Source organism: Neoroseomonas oryzicola (assembly GCF_012163135.1).
Taxonomy (GTDB): Bacteria; Pseudomonadota; Alphaproteobacteria; order Acetobacterales; family Acetobacteraceae; genus Neoroseomonas; species Neoroseomonas oryzicola.
The window spans coordinates 103,643-124,167 of the sequence record NZ_JAAVUP010000008.1 but is presented as its reverse complement, the minus strand read 5'-3'; the positions used below and the strand labels follow the sequence as shown (position 1 = coordinate 124,167).

The 20,525-nt window shown below is 74.0% G+C and carries 13 protein-coding genes; 4 read left to right on the top strand and 9 right to left on the bottom strand.

Annotated features, from left to right (window positions below):
• Window positions 1–37: 37 nt before the first annotated feature.
• The 4 genes from GWK15_RS20060 to GWK15_RS20045 are packed head-to-tail and all read right to left on the bottom strand — an operon-like array spanning window position 38 to window position 4,482.
• A complete protein-coding gene (locus tag GWK15_RS20060) occupies window positions 38–631 on the bottom strand; it encodes a sugar transferase (RefSeq protein WP_168043161.1) in 594 nt (197 codons plus the stop codon).
• Complete coding sequence (locus GWK15_RS20055) at window positions 600–1,832, bottom strand: O-antigen ligase family protein (RefSeq protein ID WP_168043160.1); 1,233 nt, start codon at window positions 1,830–1,832, stop codon at window positions 600–602. Before GWK15_RS20055 ends, GWK15_RS20060 begins: the two co-directional genes overlap by 32 nt.
• The gene (locus tag GWK15_RS20050; protein WP_168043159.1) at window positions 1,829–2,713 is read right to left on the bottom strand and encodes a hypothetical protein; all 885 of its coding nucleotides are present in this window, start codon (window positions 2,711–2,713) and stop codon (window positions 1,829–1,831) included. The genes GWK15_RS20055 and GWK15_RS20050 overlap by 4 nt, the downstream gene beginning before the upstream one ends.
• Complete coding sequence (locus tag GWK15_RS20045; RefSeq protein WP_338147304.1) at window positions 2,710–4,482, bottom strand: heparinase II/III-family protein; 1,773 nt, start codon at window positions 4,480–4,482, stop codon at window positions 2,710–2,712. The genes GWK15_RS20050 and GWK15_RS20045 overlap by 4 nt, the downstream gene beginning before the upstream one ends.
• Before the next feature lie 32 nt (window positions 4,483–4,514).
• Between GWK15_RS20045 and GWK15_RS20040 the strand changes: the two genes are divergently transcribed.
• The 3 genes from GWK15_RS20040 (at window position 4,515) to GWK15_RS20030 (ending at window position 10,944) form a co-directional block, all read left to right on the top strand.
• Window positions 4,515–7,229, top strand: a complete 2,715-nt coding sequence (locus GWK15_RS20040) for an SLBB domain-containing protein (RefSeq protein ID WP_168043158.1) — start codon at window positions 4,515–4,517, stop codon at window positions 7,227–7,229.
• Window positions 7,230–7,430: 201 nt separating this feature from the next.
• The gene (locus GWK15_RS20035; RefSeq protein WP_168043157.1) at window positions 7,431–9,581 is read left to right on the top strand and encodes a YjbH domain-containing protein; all 2,151 of its coding nucleotides are present in this window, start codon (window positions 7,431–7,433) and stop codon (window positions 9,579–9,581) included.
• A gap of 307 nt (window positions 9,582–9,888) precedes the next feature.
• A complete protein-coding gene (locus GWK15_RS20030) occupies window positions 9,889–10,944 on the top strand; it encodes a glycosyltransferase family 4 protein (protein ID WP_168043156.1) in 1,056 nt (351 codons plus the stop codon).
• On the opposite strand, the gene GWK15_RS20025 is transcribed toward GWK15_RS20030, so the two are convergent.
• The 5 genes from GWK15_RS20025 to GWK15_RS20005 all read right to left on the bottom strand — a co-directional run bounded on the left by GWK15_RS20025 (window position 10,928) and on the right by GWK15_RS20005 (window position 15,733).
• Entirely contained in the window at window positions 10,928–11,623 is a 696-nt protein-coding gene (locus tag GWK15_RS20025) for a YjbF family lipoprotein (RefSeq protein WP_168043155.1), read from the bottom strand. The genes GWK15_RS20030 and GWK15_RS20025 overlap by 17 nt on opposite strands.
• 48 nt (window positions 11,624–11,671) lie before the next feature.
• Entirely contained in the window at window positions 11,672–12,496 is an 825-nt protein-coding gene (locus tag GWK15_RS20020; RefSeq protein ID WP_168043154.1) for an EF-hand domain-containing protein, read from the bottom strand.
• Window positions 12,493–13,950, bottom strand: coding sequence for a hypothetical protein (locus GWK15_RS20015; protein WP_168043153.1), 1,458 nt, complete (start codon window positions 13,948–13,950; stop codon window positions 12,493–12,495). Before GWK15_RS20015 ends, GWK15_RS20020 begins: the two co-directional genes overlap by 4 nt.
• Window positions 13,951–14,060: 110 nt before the next feature.
• The gene (locus GWK15_RS20010) at window positions 14,061–14,489 is read right to left on the bottom strand and encodes an OmpA family protein (protein ID WP_168043152.1); all 429 of its coding nucleotides are present in this window, start codon (window positions 14,487–14,489) and stop codon (window positions 14,061–14,063) included.
• Window positions 14,486–15,733 carry a cupin domain-containing protein gene (locus tag GWK15_RS20005; RefSeq protein ID WP_168043151.1) on the bottom strand — a complete coding sequence of 416 codons (1,248 nt, stop codon included), beginning with the start codon at window positions 15,731–15,733 and terminating at the stop codon, window positions 14,486–14,488. Before GWK15_RS20005 ends, GWK15_RS20010 begins: the two co-directional genes overlap by 4 nt.
• A gap of 104 nt (window positions 15,734–15,837) precedes the next feature.
• Here GWK15_RS20005 and GWK15_RS20000 point away from each other — a divergent pair, with 104 nt between their 5' ends.
• Window positions 15,838–20,505, top strand: coding sequence for an NAD-glutamate dehydrogenase (locus GWK15_RS20000; RefSeq protein WP_168043150.1), 4,668 nt, complete (start codon window positions 15,838–15,840; stop codon window positions 20,503–20,505).
• The last annotated feature ends 20 nt before the right edge of the window (window positions 20,506–20,525 follow it).

Genomic DNA, 20,525 nt, shown 5'->3' with positions numbered 1-20,525 from the left:
TCAGGATTTAATTACAGTAATTCAAATCAACCAAGAGTTATATTCGGTCCGTTGTCAGTTCCGGCATGGTGGCATGCCCGGGTGCCGCGGCGCCGCGGCCGGCGAGCGCCAGCATCGCGCAACGCAGCAGGATGGCCGCATCGCGGATGAGGCGCGGCGGCGCCGTCGCATAGCGGGCATCGATTTCCAGGCGTTCCGCCCAGCCCACGGCATTGCGCCCCGCCGCCTGCGCAAGCCCGGCGAGGCCCGGCCGCACGACAAGCCGCAGCGCCTGCCGTGGCGTATAGCGGTCGAGATAGGCGATCGGCAGCGGCCGCGGGCCGACCAGGCTCATCTCCCCCCGCAGCACGTTCACCAGCTGCGGCAGTTCATCGACCGCGAAGCGGCGCAGCACGCGCCCCATTGGCGTCAGACGCGCCGCGTCCTCGCCAGGGCCGTCGCGCATGGTGCGGAATTTCAGCAGGGTGAAGGGCGCGCCGCCGAGCCCCGCGCGGTCCTGCCGGAACAGCACCGGCGCGCCGAGGGCGATCCGCACCACGACCGCGACAACCGCCATCACCGGCGCGAGCGCCGCCAGCAGCAGCGCCGCGCCGACGACGTCAGCGATCCGCTTGCCGCAGCGCGCATACATGCCGAGAGTCCGCCGTCACGCCGAGGCCGAGTGCGAGGCCCAGCGCGAACCAGGCCATGCGGTTGCCGAGGTCGGTCGAGACCATCACCGTCAGCGCCACCGGCAGCACCAGCGCGGCGATCCGCGCGACGCGCCAGCCGTCCTCCCGCAGGCCGAGCCGCATCGCCGCCACCGCCCCGCCGCCGAAGGCGCCGAGCCAGAGCAGCAACCCCGGCAGGCCGCCTTCGGCCAGTGCCTCGATGGCGTGGTTGTGGGGGTGAGCGCCGCGCCAGTCGCCATTGCCGGTGGCGATGGCAAAGCCGCCGGTGCCGAGGCCGAAGGGCAGCGCCGCGCCACCCTCGTCTGCCGCGACCGACCACAGCCAGGACCGGCCGGAGGTCTCGAAATCGCCTTCCGTGAAGCGTTCCACCGTTCGCAGCCCGGCCGAGAGCGACGGATCGGCGAGGATGATCGCCAACGCCGCCAGCGCCGCGCCCACGGCGCCGAGCGGCCAGGTCAGCGCCAGCGCGCGCCGCCCCTGCCGCCACAGCGCGACGGTCGGCGCGATCGCCACCGCGAGCGCGAGCCCCGCCAGTGCCGTCCGACCGCCCGGCAGCAGCGCCGCTGCGCCGAGGCCCGCGACCAGCGCCGCCCAGGCCAGCACCGGCAGGAGGCGCCGCACCTCCGCCGCCCGCACCGCGGCAAGCCCGGCCGCCGAGGCGATGGCGAGCCCCGCGATCTGGTATTGCACGCGCACCAGGTCCGGATTGGCGCCGACCTGGCCGCCGAGCACCACCTGGTCCGTCGCGATGCCGAGCGCCACGGATCCCGCGGTGAAGATCCCGATCGCCAGGCTGGTCCGCGCCGCCGCGCGCAGCGCCCCGGCATCGGCCGCGACGGCGATGCCGGCGGCGAGCATCGCCGGGCCGGCCAGCACCGCTTCCTGCAGCTTCGCCGACAGCACCAGCCGCGCCGGGCTCCAGCTGCCTGCGACCACCATCCAGAGCCACAGCGTGCCGACGGCGGCGAGGGGCAGCGCGATGGCGCGGTCGGCCCGCCAGTCGCGCGCGGCCACCAGCAGCGGCAGCACCGCGAGCAGCCCGAGCCCCGCCGCGAGCGTGAGATCGAAGGGCAGCGAAGCGAGCGCTGGCGTCGACTTCAGCGCGCCCGCGAAGTGCAGGGTGGCGGCCAGGATGCCGACGAGTGCCGGGAGCAACGTCATTCGGCCGGCGTTGGCGGCGCGATCTGCGGTTCGCGCCGCGGCCGCGGCAGGGACGGCGCCGAACGCAGCAGCGCCACCGCCGCGCCGCCCAGCAGCACCGCCACCGGCCCCGCGACGCCGAGCAGCGCCAGCAGCAGCGGACGGTTCGGCTGCGACGGCCGCGCTTCCACGACCGGCGCGGAGACCAGCCGTGCGGCGACCGCCTCGTCCGCCGAAACGACCAGCCCGGCGCGCTGCTGCTGCGCCAGCAATTCATAGAGGCTGTTGCGGACGAAAAGGTCGCTCTCGCGCGCCAGCCGCTGCTCGAGTGCCGCGACGCGCCGCGCCGCCTGGTCGGCGAGGTCGGCGCGCACCTTGGCCTCCGCGAAGGCATGAAGGCGACGCAGCATGTCGAGGGCCAGGGCGGCCTCCTGGCTCGGCAACTCGATCGTCCATGTGACGGAGACGAGGCTCTGCGTCGTCGCGAGGTTGCGGCCGAGCCAGTCGAGCACGTCGTCCGCATCCGTTGGCCGGTCGGCCCCGAGCGCGGCGCGCAGCGGCGCGAGCAGGCTGCGCGCACGGATGGCGGCGAGGGCGGCGAGGATCTGCGTGTCGCGCGCCAGCATCGCCGCTGCCTCGGCCGAGCGCAGCGCGCCGAGGTAGATGGCGAAGTTCCCGGTCGGCCGCGTGTCGAGCAGACCGCCGGGTGCGAAGGGGCTCGGCGAGAGCAGCGACGACACCGCGAAGGAGGTGGTCTCCGCCGGCGCGACCACGGCGCGCGCGACGTAGGATTGCGGCGCGGTCAGCACGATTGTCGCACCCGCGCCCCAGACGATGGCGAGCGCGAGGGCGAGGCCACGCCGCATCTCCCACAGCGCGCGGAGCAGGGCGGGAAGCGTCATGGCGCGACCTCGAGGCGTGTGGTGATGCGGCTGACCGGCGCCTCGGCCGCGAGTTCCAGCACCGGGGCGGGGTGCACCTCGCCATAGGCGGGGCTTTCCCATCCCTGGGTCAGGCGGATGCGGGCGGGCGCATCGGCAGCGAGCGTCAGCGCAACGTCGTCGCATGCCGCGCCGAGGCCGGTCGTGCGCCAGTCGCGCGGCGCCAGGCGCCAGCGCAGCACCACGCGGCGGAAGGGGCCGGAGAGGTGGTCCTCCACCTCCAGCCGCCGCGCGCCGAGGCGGAAGCGGCGTTCGTGGCGGCGGCCGCGCGCGTCGGTCAGCGCGGCGCCGTCGGGCAGCGCCTCGCAGCGCGGCCAGCGGCCCATCAGGAAGCGCGACAGGCGCGGCATCTGCGCCTCGCCGTCGAACTCGACCGTGTTGTGCCCGGCGGATCCGGCGAGTGCTTCCGTCCACCAGCCGCAGCCAGGCGGCGGGTTGTAGGCGCCGGTGCCGCCGTCGCGCAGCAGCGCTTCTTCGCCGCGGCGCAGATCGAGATGCAGCAGGTCGGCATGGCCCGGGCGGAAGCGCAGCGGCGCGCCGGTGCGCAGCAGCATCGCGAAGTCGCCGGCGCGTGCGCCCATCCAGCCCTCGCTGCGCCAGGCATCCGTGCCAGGCAGGTGCGAGGCAGGGCAGGGCAGTCCGAGCGCCGCGCATCCGGGATCCTCGGGCCGCCCGGCGCCGGCATCGCAGAACAGTCGCGCAGCACGTTCGATGCTCGCACGCGCGTCGTGTGGTCCTGCGCGCGAGAGGTCCGCGAAGGCCGAATCGTCGGTCGGCCCGCAGCGCGGCAGCGCCCCGCCGGCCGAGGCGATCCGATGCAGCCAGATCGTCGCGGCGCGCGCGCGATCGGTGAAGGCGAAGGGTGCGGCGCCATGGCGGCGGCGGAACCACTCTGCGACGGCGAGCGTGTCGAGCAGCAGCCGGTGATAGCCCGGCGATGCTTGCGCGAAGGCGCCGTCCGGCGCGACCAGCCGGGCCACGGCGCGCGCCAGGTCCGACGCGCCGTCCTGCGCCATCACCGCATCGCCCAGCACCAGGCCGAGCACGAACTGCGCCGCCGGCTCGCTGATCGCGTGGTTGTTGTCCTGCGCGGCGGCATAGGCGCGCGTCGCCAGGATCCGCCGCGCATGGGCGCCGAGCAGCGCACGCATCGCCGCCGTCGGCGCGCGGTCCGCGCCCGCCAGCGCGAGCGCCAGGGCGAGGTGCATCCCCCGGAGCGCCGCTTCCTGCCCGCAGGCCCAGGCCGGGCCGCGAAAGGGCGGGTTGGCGTCGCGCCAGGCGGCGAGCAGCGCCTCGGCCTCCCCCGCACGGCCGTCCATCGCGAGCAGCGGCACCGCCAGCAGCCGGTTCCGCTCCCAGACCGGCCGGATGTCCCCGGGGCCGAACAGGTCGAGGTCCAGCGCATGGACGCCCGGATCGAAGGGGCCGTGCCAGTCCTCGGCCGCAGGGGCGCCCGGTGCCGCGCCGGGCGCGAGCAGCGGTCCGTCCGGAACGCTCGCGTCCGGCAGCGCCGCGCGCGCCAGACCCGCGCGCAGGCGCAGCCGGTGCCAGGCCATCCGCCCGCAGGCCCGCGGCCCCAGCCGCCACGCGGCATCGGCCAGCAGCGCCAGCCGGCCGGAAGGCCGGAACGGAAGTGCCAGTGTCGCGCCGCGCGTCAGTTCCGCCTCCGTAAATGACGTCTGACGATACTCGCAATCGCCAATAAGTTGTATAGAGTCTATATTAATCACTTCCGAGTTCTGCCGGAGATCCGTCGCCGTCCATGCCTAAGCCGCCGCGCCGCTCCCGATCTTGGCTGGGCCTGGCGGTCGCGCTCGCGCTGGCCCTGGGCGCGACGGTCGGCTTGGCGCAGACGGGCCCAGGGCCGTCGCCGCTGCTCGCGCCGCCCACGCTGCCCTCGGTCCTGCCGGGCGGGGCGCCGCTGCCGAGCCTGCCGCCGGGGGTGCAGCAGGACGTGCTGCAACGGCTTCTCGATGCCGGCGCAACGCGCGGCCCGCCATCCGGCCTGCCGGGCAGCGCACCACGCGCGCCCGTCCAGGCTGCGCCATTGCCTGCCTTCGCCGCGTCCGCTGCGCCCGAGGAACCGCTCTCGGCCGCCGAGGCCTTCTTCGCCGCGCGGCTCGACCCGCCGGTGCTGCGCCAGTTCGGCTACGAGACCTTCCGTGCCGGCCCCGCGCCGCCGCCGGGCTTCGGCGCGCTGCCCGAGGACTACGTGCTCGGCCCCGATGACGAGGTGATCCTCGCCTTCCGCGGCCGCGCGCGGCAGACGCTGACGCTGCGGATCGGCCGCGACGGGATGCTGATGCTGCCCGACATCGCGCCGGTGCCCGCCGCCGGACGCAGCCTCAAGGACCTGCGCGCGCATCTCGAAGGCCTCGCCGCGCGGGACCTGGCGGGGTCGGAGGTGTTCCTCTCCATCGGCCAGGTCCGGCAGATGAACATCTTCGTCGCCGGCGAGGTCATGCGGCCCGGCTTCCAGCCGCTGAACGCCCTGTCGACGGCGCTCGACGCGCTGTCGGCCGCCGGCGGCGTGCGCAAGACGGGATCGCTGCGCGCCATCCGCATCGAGGGACCGCGGGGTCGGCGCGTCGTCGATCTCTACAGCGTCATCGCCGACGCGCCGGGCGATGCGGACCTCTCGCTGCGCGAGGGCGACCGCATCATCGTCCCGCCCGTCGGCGGCACCGTCGCGGTGGCGGGCGACGTCGCGCGGCCGGCGATCTACGAACTGCCGGCGGGCCAGTCCGGCGCGCCGCTCGCGGCCATGCTGGCGCTCGCCGGCGGCACCATCCGCCAGGGCGGCAACCGGCTGATGGTGCAGCAGAACGACGGCGCGGGGCGGCGGTCCTATGCCGAACTTTCGCCCGCGCAGACCGTGCGGCGCGGCGATGCCGTGCTGGTGCAGCCCGGCGCCGACGTGGTGGCGAACCAGGTGCGGCTCGCCGGGCATGTCTCGATCCCGGTGACGCGCGCCGCGGCGGGCGGGCGGCAGAGCCAGACGCTGCGCGGGCTGATCTCCGACCGGCGGCTGCTGCGCAACGATCCCTACGTCCGCCTCGGCGTCGTGTGGCGCGCCGACCGGCAGACCGGCAGTCGCGGCTTCATCCCCTTCGACCTCGGCCGCGTGCTTGAAGGTCGCGCCAACATGGCGCTGCACGAAGGGGACGAGGTCATCGTCTTCGGCCGCGCGGACATCGCCTGGCTCGCCTCGCCCGCCGTGCAGCGCGCGCTGCGGGGCGAGGCGCCCGCCGCGGCCATCCCGCAGCCCGGCGCGCCGCCGCCGCCCGACTGCGCGGCGCTGACGACGCTCGCGCTCGCCTCGCGCGCGTCACCGCAGCGCTTTGCCCATGTGAAGGGCGCCGGCTTCCCCGAGATCGGGCCGACCACCTGCCCGCAGGTGATGGCCGACTACCCGGACCTCGCCTCCTACCTGCTCGACCAGACCGTCGTGCTGACGGGCGAGGTCCGCGCGCCTGGCCCGATGCCGATCGTGGACGACACCGGACTCGACCTGCTGATCGCCTCGGCCGGCGGGCTGTCGGACGCAGCCGACCTGCGCGTCGTGGAATTCGCGCGCGAGCCGCCGGACCAGGGCGGGGCGATCCCGCTCGCCCGGACGCGGCTCGACCTGACCAGCCGGAACTTCGCCGCGGTGCGCCTGTCCCCACGCGACACCGTGCGGATCCCGCGCGCCTTCGGCGACCGCGACACCGGGCCCGTCATCCTGGTCGGTGAGTTCCTGCGCCCCGGCACCTACGACATCCGCCGCGGCGAGCGCCTGTCCGAGGTCATCGCCCGCGCCGGCGGCCTGACGCCCCAGGCCTACCCCTACGGCGCCGTCTTCACGCGCGATTCCGTCCGCCAGCGCCAGCAGGAAGGCTTCGCCCGAACCGCGCGCGAGCTCGAGACCAGCCTGATCCAGGTCGCCGCCGGCCAAGCCGTCGCCGGCACGCGCGGATCGACCATCGACGTCGGCTCGGCCATCACCGCCGGGCGCGAGCTCGCCAACTCGCTCCGCGAAGCCCGCGCCGCCGGGCGCATGGTGGTCGAGGCCAATCCCGTCATCCTCGCCGCCCGCCCCGAGCTCGACGTCCTCCTCGAGCCCGGCGACGTCATCGCCATGCCCAAGCGGCCGAGCGAGATCACCGTCGTCGGCTCCGTCCTCAACCCCGGATCCCTGCAGTTCCGCTCCGGCTGGCGCGCTAGCGACTACGTCCGCGCTGCCGGCGGCACGCAACGCTTCGCCGACCCCTCCCGCGGCTTCATCGTGCTGCCCAACGGCCAGTCCACCGCCGCCGGCCTCTCAGCCTGGCAGCAAGGCGGCCCGCCCGTCCCGCCCGGCAGCCTCGTCGTCGTCCCCCAGGACCCAAGCCCCTACGAAACCTGGGGCTTCGTGCGCGACCTGACCCAGGTCCTCGGCCAAGTCTCCGTCTCCGCCGCCGCCCTGGCGGTGATCGCCCGCGAGGCGAACCGGTAGCCGGTGGAGGCGCTGGCAGGCGAAGGTCGGCCGCAGGGGGACGCCGCCCCCCTGCACCCCCCGCCAAGGGCCGAAAGGCCCTTGGAACCCGATACTTGGGTGGTTGGAGGGAGGGGCGCCGCGGGGCCGACGGGCCAAGCGGTCGCTCCGAGCCCCTCCCTCCAACCACCCAATTCATGGTGTCCAGAGGCCCTTAGGCCTTTGGCGGGAGGGGTTTGGGGAGGGCAGCGCCCTCCCCGCGCCGCCATCGCTACCTTCGCCCTCCTCCTGCTCCTGTTCGCTCCCGCGCGCGTCGCAGCCCAGGTCGTGGAGGGGACGGGGTCGGACTGGGGCGGGGTTGGGTTGATCGAGATGCGCAATGCGCGGTTCCGGCCGGATGGGACGATGGAGGCCGGGACGTCGCTGCGGCACCAGCGGCAGTTCTATTTCCTGGGGTTCCAGGCGCTGCCTTGGCTCGAGACGACCTTTCGGGTCGGGGAGCGGCTGAATGGCACGACCGGGGAGGGCATGAGCTCGGACCGGTCCTTCGACATCAAGATCCGGCTCTGGGAGGAGAATGACTGGCGGCCGGCGCTCGCCGTCGGGATCCAGGACATCGCGGGGACGGGGATCTATGGCGGGGAATACCTGGTCGCGTCGAAGCGGTTCTGGGATTTCGATTTTTCGCTGGGCATTGGCTGGGGGCGGATCGGGACCGAGGCGGATGCGCCCAATCCGCTGACGGATCTCTGGTCGGGCTTCGCGAACCGCACGCGCAATGTGGGGCAGGGCGGCACGCCGCGCTGGGGGACCTATTTCCACGGCGAGGACATCGCCTTCTTCGGCGGCGTGGAGTGGAGCGTCCCGCCGATCCCGACGCCCTGGGGCGTGTTCGAGGGGTTGCGCGCGAAGGTCGAGGTCAGCGGCGACAGGCTGCGGGACGAGCGCGGCGGCTATCCCGGCAACACGACGAACCTGCGCGGGGAGACGCGCACGCGGGTGAATGCCGGGCTGCAATGGACGAATGACTGGCTCGACATCGGCGTGAACTACGTGAACGGGACGGATGTGCTGCTGCGGGCGTCGATCCGCATGGATGCGGCCGATCCGCCGCGGGCGCCGCTGCCCGCGCCGCCGGCGATGGCGTCGCGCCCGGCCGAGGGCGGTTCGGCTGAATCGCGCGCGCTGGCGCCGCGCATCTTCGCAGCACTCGACGAGGCCGGGCTGCGCGGCACCGCCTTCGCGATCGAGGGGCAGGAGGCGCGCATCGCTGTCTCCGGTGGGCGGTTCCGGACGCTGGCGCAGGTCGCGGGGCGCGTGGTGCGCGCGGTGCAGCCGGTGTTGCCGCCCGAGGTCGAGCGCGTGGTCATCGCCTGGTCGCGGGACGGGCTCGAGATCGCGCGGCTGATGGTGCTGCGATCCGCGATGGAAGCCGCCGCGCGCGGCCATGGCAGCGCGGAGGAGGTCTTCGCCACCGCGATGCTGATGGCCCCGGGCGATCCCTTCGAGAATGCCGCCCGCGCGACCGGCCTATTCATCGACTGGGGGTTCGAGCCACGGGCGCGGGTGATCCTGGGCGATCCGTCGCGCACCGTGCTGTGGCAGGTGGCGCTGGCGGCGAGCGCGCGGGTCGAACTCGGCGCCGGCGTCTCGATCGCGGGCAGCGTGGCGCAGGTGGTGGCACAGAACCTGAACAGCGCCCTGCCGTCCGACAGCGTGCTGCCGCATGTGCGGTCCGACTATGCGTTCTATGCGGAGGAAGGACGCACCCTCGCGGTTCCGACGCTTTATGCCGAGGGGCTCTGGTCCCTCGCGCCCGACGTCTTCGCGCGCGCCAGCGCCGGCTACCTCGAGCCGATGTTCGCCGGCATCTCGGGCGAGGTGTTGTGGCGGCCGCATGACCGGCCCTGGGGGCTCGGGCTCGACATCGCCTATGTCGGGCAGCGCGATTACGACCAGCGCTTCGGTCTGCAGGACTACCGGGTCACGACCGGGCAGGTCTCGGTCTATGCCGACCTGCCCTGGTGGAACCTGACCACGACGCTGCGCGGCGGGCGCTATTTGGCCGGAGACTGGGGCGGCACGGTCGAGATCGCGCGCCGCTTCGATTCCGGCATCGAGGTCGGTGCCTTCGCGACGCTGACGGACGTGTCCTTCTCCCGCTTCGGCGAGGGGTCCTTCGACAAGGGGATCTTCTTCCGCATCCCGCTCGACATCTTCGGGGTGCAGAGCCGCTCCTCCTTCGGCGCGGTGATCCGCCCGACGCAGCGCGACGGTGGGCAGCGACTGCAGGTGGACAACCAACTGTGGGACCTGACGCGGGACGGGCGGGAGGACTCGCTGCAACGCGGGGCGGGGTGGTTCACGCGGTGAGGGTGCCGGGCGGAGAGGAGCTTTGCCCCCCGCCGGACCTCCCCCCACCACGGGTTCCCAGTGGCGTTGCTTCGCAACGTCACTGGGTGCCCGCAGAGGCCGAAGGGCCTCTGGACACCAGGAGATGGCCGGGAGAGGGGAGGGGCACCGTGCGCGCGCCGGGCTCGGCGGCCGCCTCGCGCCCCTCCCCTCTCCCGGCCATGTTGAGGGTTCCAAGGGCCTTTAGGCCTTTGGCGGGTGGGGGCCGGGGAGGGCAGCGCCCTCCCCGTCTGGACGCCCCGCCCGGCGCGGGGCATAGCCCCCGCCCATGCTGCTCGAAGCCGTCCTCCGGCACCTGGCCTTCGCGGCCGCGCTGGCGCTGCTCTCCGCGGCGGCCGTGCGGGCGATGATCGCCTGGCCGATCCTCGACCATCCCAATGCGCGGTCGAGCCATGTGCGTCCGACGCCGCGTGGCGGCGGGGTGGGCGTGGTGCTCGCCTTCGTGGTGGGGATGGCGGTGCTGTATGTCGCGGCGGCCTTCGCGCGGCTGCCGCCGCCGCAGTTCGTCGGCGTGATCGCGGCGGCCGTGGCGATCGCCGGCGTGTCGCTGTGGGACGACGTCGCCGACCTGCGCTTCTCGGTGAAGCTCGCGGCGCAGGCGATCGCCGCGCTGGTCGCGATCGGATCGGGCCTGGTGCTCGAGCGCGTGGCGCTGCCGGTCTGGGGCGAGGTGCCGCTCGGCTGGATCGGCGTGGGCCTGACGCTGTTCTGGATCGTCGGCTGCACCAACGCGATGAACTTCATGGACGGGCTGGACGGCCTGGTCGGCGGGTCGGTGTTCCTCGCCTCCGTGATCCTGTGCGTGATCGCGGGGCAGGAGGGCGGGTGGTTCGTCTATGCGGCCTCCCTGTTCCTCGCGGCGGGGCTGGCGGGGTTCCTGCCCTTCAACCTGCATCCCGCGCGGATCTTCATGGGGGATGTGGGCAGCCAGTTCCTTGGTTTCGTGATGGCGGTGCTGGCGGTGGCGGCGGCGCGCTTCGATGCGGCGCAGATCTCCTTCCTGATCGTGCCGCTGCTGCTGTTCGGGCTGCTGTTCGACGCGGGCTTCACGCTGCTGCGGCGCGCGGCGATGGGCGAACGCGTGGCGGCGGCGCACCGGACGCACCTTTACCAGATGGCGCAGCGATCGGGCCTTGGCGTGCGGGCCGTTGCCGCGGTGCATTGGGGCTTCGTGCTGTTCCACGGGCTGCTGGCCTGGGCCTTCCTGGAACTGCCGGTGGGCAGCAAGCCGATGGTGGTGCTGCCGGCGCTGGCGGTGCAGGCGGCCTGGCTCGCCTATGTCGTGCGGCGGATGCGGCGGGCGGGGCTCACCTGGGCAGGGTGATGACCTCGGCGGGCGGCGGCGCGCCCACCACCTCGACCACCAGCGGCGGCAGGTCGTCCCCGATCCACTGCTCGGACCGGAACACGGCATAGGACCGCGCATCCGCCCAGAAGCGGTTGGTGAAGCGCGCGGCGCCACGGCAGGATTCCTCGAACAGCAGCGTGTCCTCGGCGGGGGAAGGCGCTGCGCGCAGCGCACAGTCCAGGCGCAGCCCGAAGCGCATCCGCGCCGGGTCGCTCGCCGAGCGCATCACGTCGATCACCCGGGCGCTGCGGTAGGTGCCGTCCCCGATCTCGGACAGCCGCGCGAGGGGGTCGGTGCCGCCGTCGAAGCGCGTCGCGGCGAGGACCTGGCGCAGGCCCGCGGTGGCGACGACGCGCGGGCCATCGGTTGCGACCACCACGCCGCCTTGGGTCCGCCACATGCGGCGTTCCCCTTCCGCCTGGGTAAGGCGAGCGAGGCCGCGGCGGCTGCCGAGAGCGAGCGCGAGGGCCGTCTCGCCGTCCTCCGGCGAGGCTTCCGCCGCGTCCCATTCGCCCTGGGGCACCGGGTCCGACGGCGTGAACAGCGAATCCGGCAGCGGTATCGGCCAGACCGCAGCCCGCAGCAGGTCTGCGCCCGTGGCATTGCCGCAGGCGGCGAGCGGCAGCAGCAGCAACAGGGTCAGCAGGCCTCGCATAATGCGCGAATATAAACCGAAAAACTAAACCGTCACGCGCATTGAGGGTTACTGTGTCGCCAGCCGCTCCAGCAGGGCGCGCAGCAGGCCCGCGCCCTCGGCCAGCGCCTCGACCGCCATCGGCTGCCCGGCCGCGGCGCCGGTGCCCGGCGGGAAGGCCGCCCGGTCCTGGCCGAGCTCGGCCGCCGAAAGCTTGCCGTCGCCGTCGTAGTCGAGGCTTTCGACCAGGATCCGTGCTGCCAGGAGTGCCGCGACGCCGCCCAGGCCCGATGCGGCGGCGAAGGTGTCCGCCTCGCCGCCATCCTGCGCGGCAAGCGCCCAGGCGGCCCCGCGCAGCAGCCGCGCGATCTCCGCCGTGCCGAGCAGGCCGTCGCCCGAGACGTCGCCCGCCTGGACCACGGCCTGCAGGCAGGCGGGCGCGGTGCCGCCCTGGCAGGCGGCCTCGATACGTTCCAGGGCGCCGAGCAGGGCAATCCCTTCCCCATGGAGGAGCGCGAGGACCGGCGGCGGCGCCGCGCAGCGCGCCCAGCGCGTGACCGGGGCATTGCCGGGCAGGCGGTCGTCGCGGGTCTTGGGGTCGGGCTCGACCGTCTCGATGCCGTCGCCGGCGGGCCGCAGCATGACGCGCGGCGCCTCGCCGCCCCCACCGGTGCCGAGCGTCCAGCCGTCCTGCGCCTGCACGCTGCGGAAACGCACCAGGCGCGCCGGGCCGGCGGAAGGCAGCCGCGCGACGCTGCGCGCGGTCACGTGCAGCAGGGCGTCGGGCGCGGCGCAGTCGCCGACCGACCAGGTGCCGCGCATCGCCTCGGGGATGCCCTGCGCCGCGGCCGGCACGGCGCCGAGCAGCAGCGCGGCGAGGAGGAGGCGCTTCACTGCACCACCACCTCGACCCCGGCGCAGAGGTCGGTGGCGGGCAGCGTCACCTCCCGCCCGTCGCGGAAGACGGCGGTGAGGTCGGCGCGGCAGGGAATGCCCTCGGGCGGGGCGAAGTCGAGCGTCTCGCCGGCGCCGAGCACCGTGCGGCCCAGCCGGTCCGGCCCGCGCGGCGCGCCCGGCGCGTCGGCGTAGAGCTCGGCGATCGGCACCGCGCCGCCGTTGCGCAGGCGCACGCTGCCCGGGCGGGGGCCGGCGTCGGGCGTCTCGCCCTCGTCGAGCCGCTCCGCCAGCGTCCAGCCGGGGCGCAGCACGATGGTGCCGACCTCGCAGAGGTTGATCTGCGCGCGCTCCTCGGCGGCGCGGCGTTCCTCGAAGACGATGCGCAGGTCGGCCTCGCAGTCGCGCAGCCGGGCCGAGACCTCGCGGCGTGCGCCGCGCGGCAGCACCTCGTCGCCAAGCCGATCCGGGCCCCAATCCTCCTCGGACGAGCCCGAGATGTAGACCTCCTGCACCATTGCGCCGTGACGGTTCACCAGTGTCAGGCGGCGTTCCGGCGGGCGCGGCGCGCCCGACCCGTCGAAGGCGAGCTGGCGCGTCGTGCAGAGGTCGACGCCGCGCTTCACCTCCTCGGCCGAATCCTCGTAGACGGCGCGCAGGTCCCACAGGCAGCCCTGGCCGCGCACGCGCAGCGTGAAGCCCTGGCCCGCCGGCAGCAGGTCCGCGCCGAGCCGGTCCGGCCCCCAGGCCCCGGGCGCGCGGGTCGAGGCGTAGAACTCGCGCATGGTGCGGTCGGAGGTGTTGTCGATCCGCGCCTCGCGCCGCGGCGCATTGGGGTCGCCGAACACCAGGCGCGGCTCGCGGCAAAGGTTCACCCCGCGACGTGCGTCCTCCTCCCCGTCCTCGAACACCGCGACGACGTCGAAGACGCAGTCCCGCGTGCGGCCGAGGCGGAAGCGGAACTCGCGCCCGGCATCGACCACGTTCTCGCCAAGCCGGTCCGGCCCGCGCCCGGCCGTCCCGGGCGGCGCGGCGAAGAGCTGCAGGATGGTGGTGTCGGTCTCGTTGCGGACGACGCCTTCGCGCAGGGGGATGGCGGGATCGCCGAACTGGACGCGGCGGTTCTGGCAGATGTTCTGGCGCCGGCGCTCCTCCGACCCGTCCTGGAAGACCGCCCGGAATTCGAGGTCGCAGGCCGTGCCCGCGATGCGGGCGCGGAAGTTGCCGCGGTCGGGCACGGTGTCGGCGCCGAGCAGGTCGGGGCCGAAATCCGCCGCCCCCGGTGGGGCGGCATAGAGCTCCCGCAGCGTCAGGCCGGACTGGTTGGCGATGGTGGGTTCGCGCTCGCGCGCGGGCGGCGGCTGGGGCGTGGCCTGGCGCGGCGCGCCCTGGCCCAGCGCGGCGAGCGGCAGGAGGGCGAGTGAGAGGGCCAACGCCATGGGGGGAAGGCGCATCGGGGGCCTTTCGGGGGAAACGCGGGTCCAGGATGCGAGTCTTGTGCGCTGCGGCGCAAGGACATGGATGCAACACTGTGGCGAAAAAGCGCCACAGTGATCGAGGTGCCTCAGGGGGCGGGCAGGACCACGATCGTCACGGTGCGGGAGGGCGGCTCCGCGGCGCGAATCCGCGGGCTGAACTGGGCGCTGCGGGCCTCGGCGCGCAGGCGGTCGCGCTCGATGCCTCGCGTGGAGAGCGTCTCGGCCACCGCCCGGGCGCGCTCGGCGGCGAGGCGGATCGACGTGGTCGCCCCGCCTTCCTGCCCCGAATGGCCCAGCACGCAGGCGACGCGATCCGGATTGGCGCGCAGTGCCTCCTCGGCCGAGGCGAGCGCCGTCCGTGCCGCATCGGTGATCCGCGCCGAACCCCGCGCGAAAGGCACGGAGAAGACGTCGTCCTCCACCTGCTCGGCGCCGACGCAGGAGAAGGGGCGGACCTGCGCCGCGGCCGGCAGCGCGAGAAGCAGCAGCGGCAGCAGCGCCGCGAGGTGGATCATGCGGCGAGCACCCCCGCATCCCGCAGCCGCCCGATCAGCGCCGCCGCGTTGAGCGCGGGATAGGCGGCGCGCAGCTCGGCCTCCGACACGCTCGGCCGGGCGAGGATCCAGGCCGAGGCCTCGACCTCCCCGTAGGACATGGCGATGACCCCGGTCCCGGTCTTGAGGCCGAACTCGTTGCCGCGGCGCACGGGGCGGGCCTCGCCTACCACGCGCAGCGACGGGCCGGCGGGCGCAGCGGGGGCCGGGGCGGCGGCAGCCACGGTCGGCGCCGCGGCGGGGGCCGGCGTCGTCCCGCCGCGGGCGGCGAGCAGGTCGTAGCCGCCGCGCTGGAAGCGGTAGTCGCGCACGAAGCCTTCCAGGATCTCGATCACGCGGGGTTCGCGCGCGAATTCCGCGAGCTTCTGGCCCAGCAGCGCGGCGCGCTGCGTCAGCGCGTATTTCGCCGCCGGGCTGCCGTCCTGCAGCGGCAGCGGCTTGCGGAACTCGGGGTCGTGCAGCGCGCGCTCGGCGAGGATGTTCGCGAAGTCGAGGCCGAGCGGGGCGTGCACGCCATAGGCGACGTGGACGGAGTTCGGCGCCTCGGCCAGCGCGTCGTGATACCAGCCGCGCGGCAGGTAGAGGATGTCGCCCTTCTTGATCACCAGGCGCTGGCGCAGCGCGCCCTTGGCCTGTTCGTGATGCTCCTGCTTCTGGCCGCGGAAGAGCGGGTGGGCGATCGGCCAGTCGGCGCGGCCTTCCCAGATGTTCCAGGCCTTCTCGCCTTCCACCTGCACCGCCCAGACGTCGTGGGTGTCGTAATGGGCGTGGAAGGCCTTGTGCGACTGCCAGGAGATGTAGACGTTGCCCTGCGCCTTCCCCAGCCCCGCGCCTTCCAGCGCGGCGGAGACGGCGGCGAGGCCGGGCGTCAGGCTGTCCACGTCGTTCATCACCACCGAGGCGCCGCGCCGCACCCAGTCCAGCACCTTCGCCGCGACTGGCTGCAGGATCTGCGCGCCATCGCGCGAGGTCGCCTTCACGCTGTACTGGACGGGCGGCACCGGCACGCTGTCCATCACGAGGCGGAAGCTCGTCTCGGTCCAGATATGTGTCATGTCGAGCAGCCGGTTGATCGCCGCCCAATCGAGCACCTGCGCGAACTTGTCCGCCGCGCCCGGGATATGGAGCGGTTTGCGGTCGTAGTACTCGGCCATGAACTGCTCGGGCGTGATGGGCGCGAGCAGGCTTTCGAAGGTGATGCTCATGCCGCCTTTCTAGCCCCTCCCCGCGCGGCGCGGCAGGGGAATGGTGGACGGACCCGCCCCGCCCGGCGCACCCTGCGCGACCCGGAGGAACACGGAGGCCCGACATGCCGGACGACACGGCGGCCCTGCCAGATACGGCGCGCGCGGAAATCCTGCGGGTGGCGGAGGAAGCCCTGGCGCGCCTCGCCCCGGGCCTGCCCGGCGATGCCGCCGTGCTGCTGCGCCTGCTCCATGCCGGGGTGCCCACGGCCGAACTCGCGACCGAGCTGCCCGAGGCCGTCGCGGCCGCCGCCGCCAGCCTGTTTGCCTTCGCCGCCGAGCGCGCCCCGCGCACGGCCAAGGTCCGGGTGCTGCCGCCGGGCCCGCGCACCGGGCCGCGCCCGGTCGCCGAGATCGTCACCGACGACATGCCCTTCCTGGTCGATTCGGTGCTCGCCGCGCTCGCGCTTCACGGCCGCGCCGTGACCTCGCTGCTGCATCCGGTCCTCGGCGTCCGGCGCGACGCGGCAGGGCGGCTCGAGGCGCTCGACCCTGCCTCCCCGGCGCGGGAGAGCATGATGCGCGTGACGCTGGGCGCCGCGGGGCCGGTGCTCTCGGGCATGCCGGTCGGCGCCGGTGACACGCTCGAGACGCTGGAAGCCGCGCTCGCCCGCGCCCTGTCGGATGTGCGCGTCGCGACCTCGGCCTTCCCCGCCATGCTGGCCCGCCTGCGCGGCGCCGCGGCCGAGGTCGCCGCGCCCGGCGGGCCCGAGGCGGAGGAGGCCGCTGCCTTCGTGCAGTGGCTGAGCGAGGACAATTTCGTCCTGCTCGGCCATCGCCGGCTGGAAGTGCGGCCGGACGGGTCCATCGCGATCGACGAGGCGGAGAACCTGGGCCTGCTCTCCGACCCCTCGGTGCCGGTCTTCGACGTGCTGCGCGACCTTTCGGCCCTGCCGCCGGCAGTGCGCGCCGCGCTCGCCGACCCGACGCCGCTGACGGTCGCCAAGGCCAACATGCGCGCGACGGTGCATCGCCCGCAGCACGCCGATGCCATCGCGACGCGCATCTTCGACGCAGAGGGACGCGTCGTCGGCGGGCGGATCTTCCTCGGCCTGTTCGCCGCCGCGGCCTACAACCGTAATCCGCGCTCCATCCCGCTGCTGCGGATGAAGTGCGAGCGCATCCTCGAAATGGCGGGCGTCGAGCCGGGCAGCCATGACGGCCGGGCGATGCGCAACATCCTCGACACCTGGCCGCGTGACGAATTGTTCCAGGCGCCGGAGGCAGCGATCCTCGCCGGTGCGCGCCGCGCGCTCGACCTCAGCATTCGCCCGCGCGCCGCGCTGACGGTGCGCCACGATCCCTTCGAGCGCTTCGTCTCCGCCATCGCCTGGCTGCCGCGCGACACCTTCGACACCAGGCTGCGCGAGCGCATCGGCCAGATGATCGCGCGCGCCTATGGCGGGCGGCTCTCGGCCTTCTACATCGCGCTCGGCGACGCGCCGCTGGCGCGCGTGCACTACATCATCGCGACGCGGCCGGGGCAGGTGCCCGCGGTCGAGGTGCCGGTGCTCGAGGCCGCGGTGGCGCAGGCAGCACGCGGCTTCGGCGACCGGCTGGCCGAGGCGCTGGCCGCCGCGCAGGGCGAGGCCGAGGCGCCGGCGACGCTGGCGCGCTGGCGCGACGCCTTCGCCCCCGCCTATCTGGAATCCGCGACGGCCGCGCAAGCGGTGGCGGACATCGGCCTGGCCGAACGCTCCATCGCCGCCGGCGGTGCGCGGGCGGAACTGGCGCGCGCGCCCGGGGACGGACCACGGGTCCTCACGCTGCGCCTCGCCAATCCCGGCGGGCCGCTCGCGCTCGCCGATGCGCTGCCGCTGTTCGAAAGCCTCGACCTGCGGGCCATCGAGGAACAGCCGCATCACTTGCGTCCGGCTGGCGGGCCGGAGGTGGTGCTGCATGTCTATCGGCTCGAGGCCGGGGCCCAGGCAGCCGAGGACCGCTTCGAAGCCGTGCTCGATGCGCTGGGCGCGCTGCTCGACGGGCGGGCGGAGGCCGACGGCTTCAACCGCCTGGTGCTGCGCGCGGGCATCTCCTGGCGCGAATCCTGGCTGCTGCGGGCGATGTTCCGCTGGCTGAAGCAGGTCGGCTTCCCCTTCGCGCAGGCAAGCGTGGAAGCGGCGCTCGCCGCGCATCCGGAAGCGGCCTCGCTGCTTGTCGCGATCTTCCGCGCACGCTTCGAACCGGGTGGGTCGCGGGAGGAGGAGAGGCTGCTCGCGCGCTGGACGGCGCTGCTTGATGGCGTCGCCAATCCGGACGAGGACCGCATCCTGTCGCGGCTGCGCACGCTGCTCGATGCCATGCTGCGGACCAACTACTTCCAGGGGAAGGACTACCTCGCCTTCAAGCTCGACAGCGCGCGGGCGGGCGAGATGCCGGCGCCGCGGCCCTGGCGGGAGATCTTCGTCCATTCGCCGCGCATGGAAGGCTGCCACCTGCGTGGTGGCCCCGTCGCGCGCGGCGGCATCCGCTGGTCCGACCGGCGGGAGGATTTCCGCACCGAGATCCTCGGCCTGATGAAGGCGCAGGTGCTGAAGAACGTCATCATCGTGCCGACCGGGGCGAAGGGCGGCTTCGTGCTGAAGCAGCCGCCCGCCATGTCCGACCGCGAGGCGTTCCAGGCCGAGGGCATCGCCTGCTATCGGCTGCTGGTGCGCGGCATGCTCGACCTCGCGGACAACTACAGCGGGTTCGAAGTCGTCACGCCGCCGGGCATCGTGCGCCGCGACGGCGACGATCCCTACATCGTCGCGGCCGCCGACAAGGGCACCGCGACCTTCTCCGACATCGCCAACGGGCTGTCGGCGGAATACGGCTTCTGGCTGGGCGACGCCTTCGCGTCCGGCGGGTCGGCCGGCTACGATCACAAGGGCATGGGCATCACCGCGCGTGGCGCCTGGGTGATGATCGACCGGCACTTCAAGGAAGTGCTCGGCAGGTCGGTGCAGGATGCGCCCTTCGACATGGTCGGCGTTGGCGACATGTCGGGCGACGTGTTCGGCAACGGGCTGCTGGTCTCGCGCAAGACCAGGCTGCGCGCGGCCTTCGACCACCGTCACATCTTCCTCGATCCCGATCCGGACCCCGAGGTCTCCTACACCGAGCGCGAGCGGCTGTTCCGCCTGCCGCGCTCCTCCTGGGCCGACTATGAGGCGCGGCTGATCAGCGAGGGCGGCGGCGTCTTCCCGCGCAACGCCAAGTCGCTGCCGCTGTCGCCACAGGCCCGCGCGATGCTGGGCATCGAGGCCGAGCGCGTGGAGCCCGTCGCGATCATGCAGGCGATCCTGCGCATGCCGGTCGACCTGCTCTACTTTGGCGGCATCGGCACCTATGTGAAGGCGACGAACGAGACCCAGGCCGATGCCGGCGATCGCGCCAACGACAGCATCCGCGTCGATGGCCGCGATCTGCGCGTAAAGGTGGTGGGGGAGGGCGCCAATCTCGGCGTCACCCAGGCCGGGCGCATCGAGGCGGCGCGCCAGGGCATCCGCATCAACACCGATGCGCTGGACAATTCGGCCGGCGTCTCGACCTCGGACCACGAGGTGAACATCAAGATCCTGCTCGCCGATGCAGAGGGGGAGGGCGTGCTGACGCGCCGCGCCCGCGACGAATTGCTGCGCGAGATGACGGACGAGGTCGCGGCCCTGGTGCTGCGCGACAACGACCAGCAATCGCTGGCCGTCACGCTCGAATCCATGGGTGGAGCCGACGATCTTGCCGCGCAGGGCACGCTGATGGAACGGCTCGAGGCGGCGGGGCTGCTGGACCGCGCCGTCGCCGGTCTGCCGGATGTGGCCGTGATGGCGCGGCGCATCGCCGCGGGCGATGCGCTGACGCGGCCCGAGATCGCGGCGCTGCTGCCCTTCGCCAAGCTGTGGCTGACCGATGCGCTGGGCGATTCCGACCTGCCGGACGACCCCGCGCTGGTGCCGGCGCTGGTCGCGTATTTCCCGCGGCCGCTGCAGGAGCGCTACGGGCGCTACATCGAGCGGCACCGGCTGAGGCGGGAGCTGGTGGCGACGATCGTCACCAATGCCGTCGCGAACCGGCTCGGCTGCGCGGCGATCGGGCGGCTGACGACCGGGGCGGATCCCGTCGCGGCCTGCCGGGCGGCGCTGCTGGCCAGCGAGGCCTTCGGGCTGGAAACGGCCTGCGACGCCATCGACGGCGCGTCGGCCCCGGCCGAGACGCGGCTGCCCGCGCTGCTTGCACTGCGGCGCCTGCAGGAGGCAGCGGCCCACGACCTGCTCGGCGCCCCGGCGCAGCCCTTGGAGGCGGCGCTGGCGGAATTGCGGCCCGGCATCGCGGCGCTCGCGGCCGCGGCGGCGGGTGATGTCGCGCCTCTGCCCGGATTGCCGGAGACGGCGGCGGCGCTGGCCGCGGCGGCGCCGCGCCTGGCTGCAGCTCCGGCCGTGGTGCGCCTCGCCGGTGCAACCGGTGTCGGCGTGGCCGCGGCGGCCGATGCATGGAATGCGGTCGGCGAGGCCTTCGCCATCGACGCGCTGCGCGCCGGGATCGCGGCCGCGCCGGCACCCGGCGCTTTCGGTCCGCGGGCGCGCGCGGCGCTGCTCGACGACCTTGGCAGCGCGCAGGCGCGGCTGGCGGCGCGGCAGCTGGCAGGCGGATTGCCGGATGCGACGCAGGCCGCGGCCTTGGCGCGGGAGGCGGCGGCGGCGCGCGACCTCGCCGCGGCGACGGTGGCCGTGCGGGCGCTGGCGCGGCTCGGGTAAGGAAGAACGGGGGGAGAGGG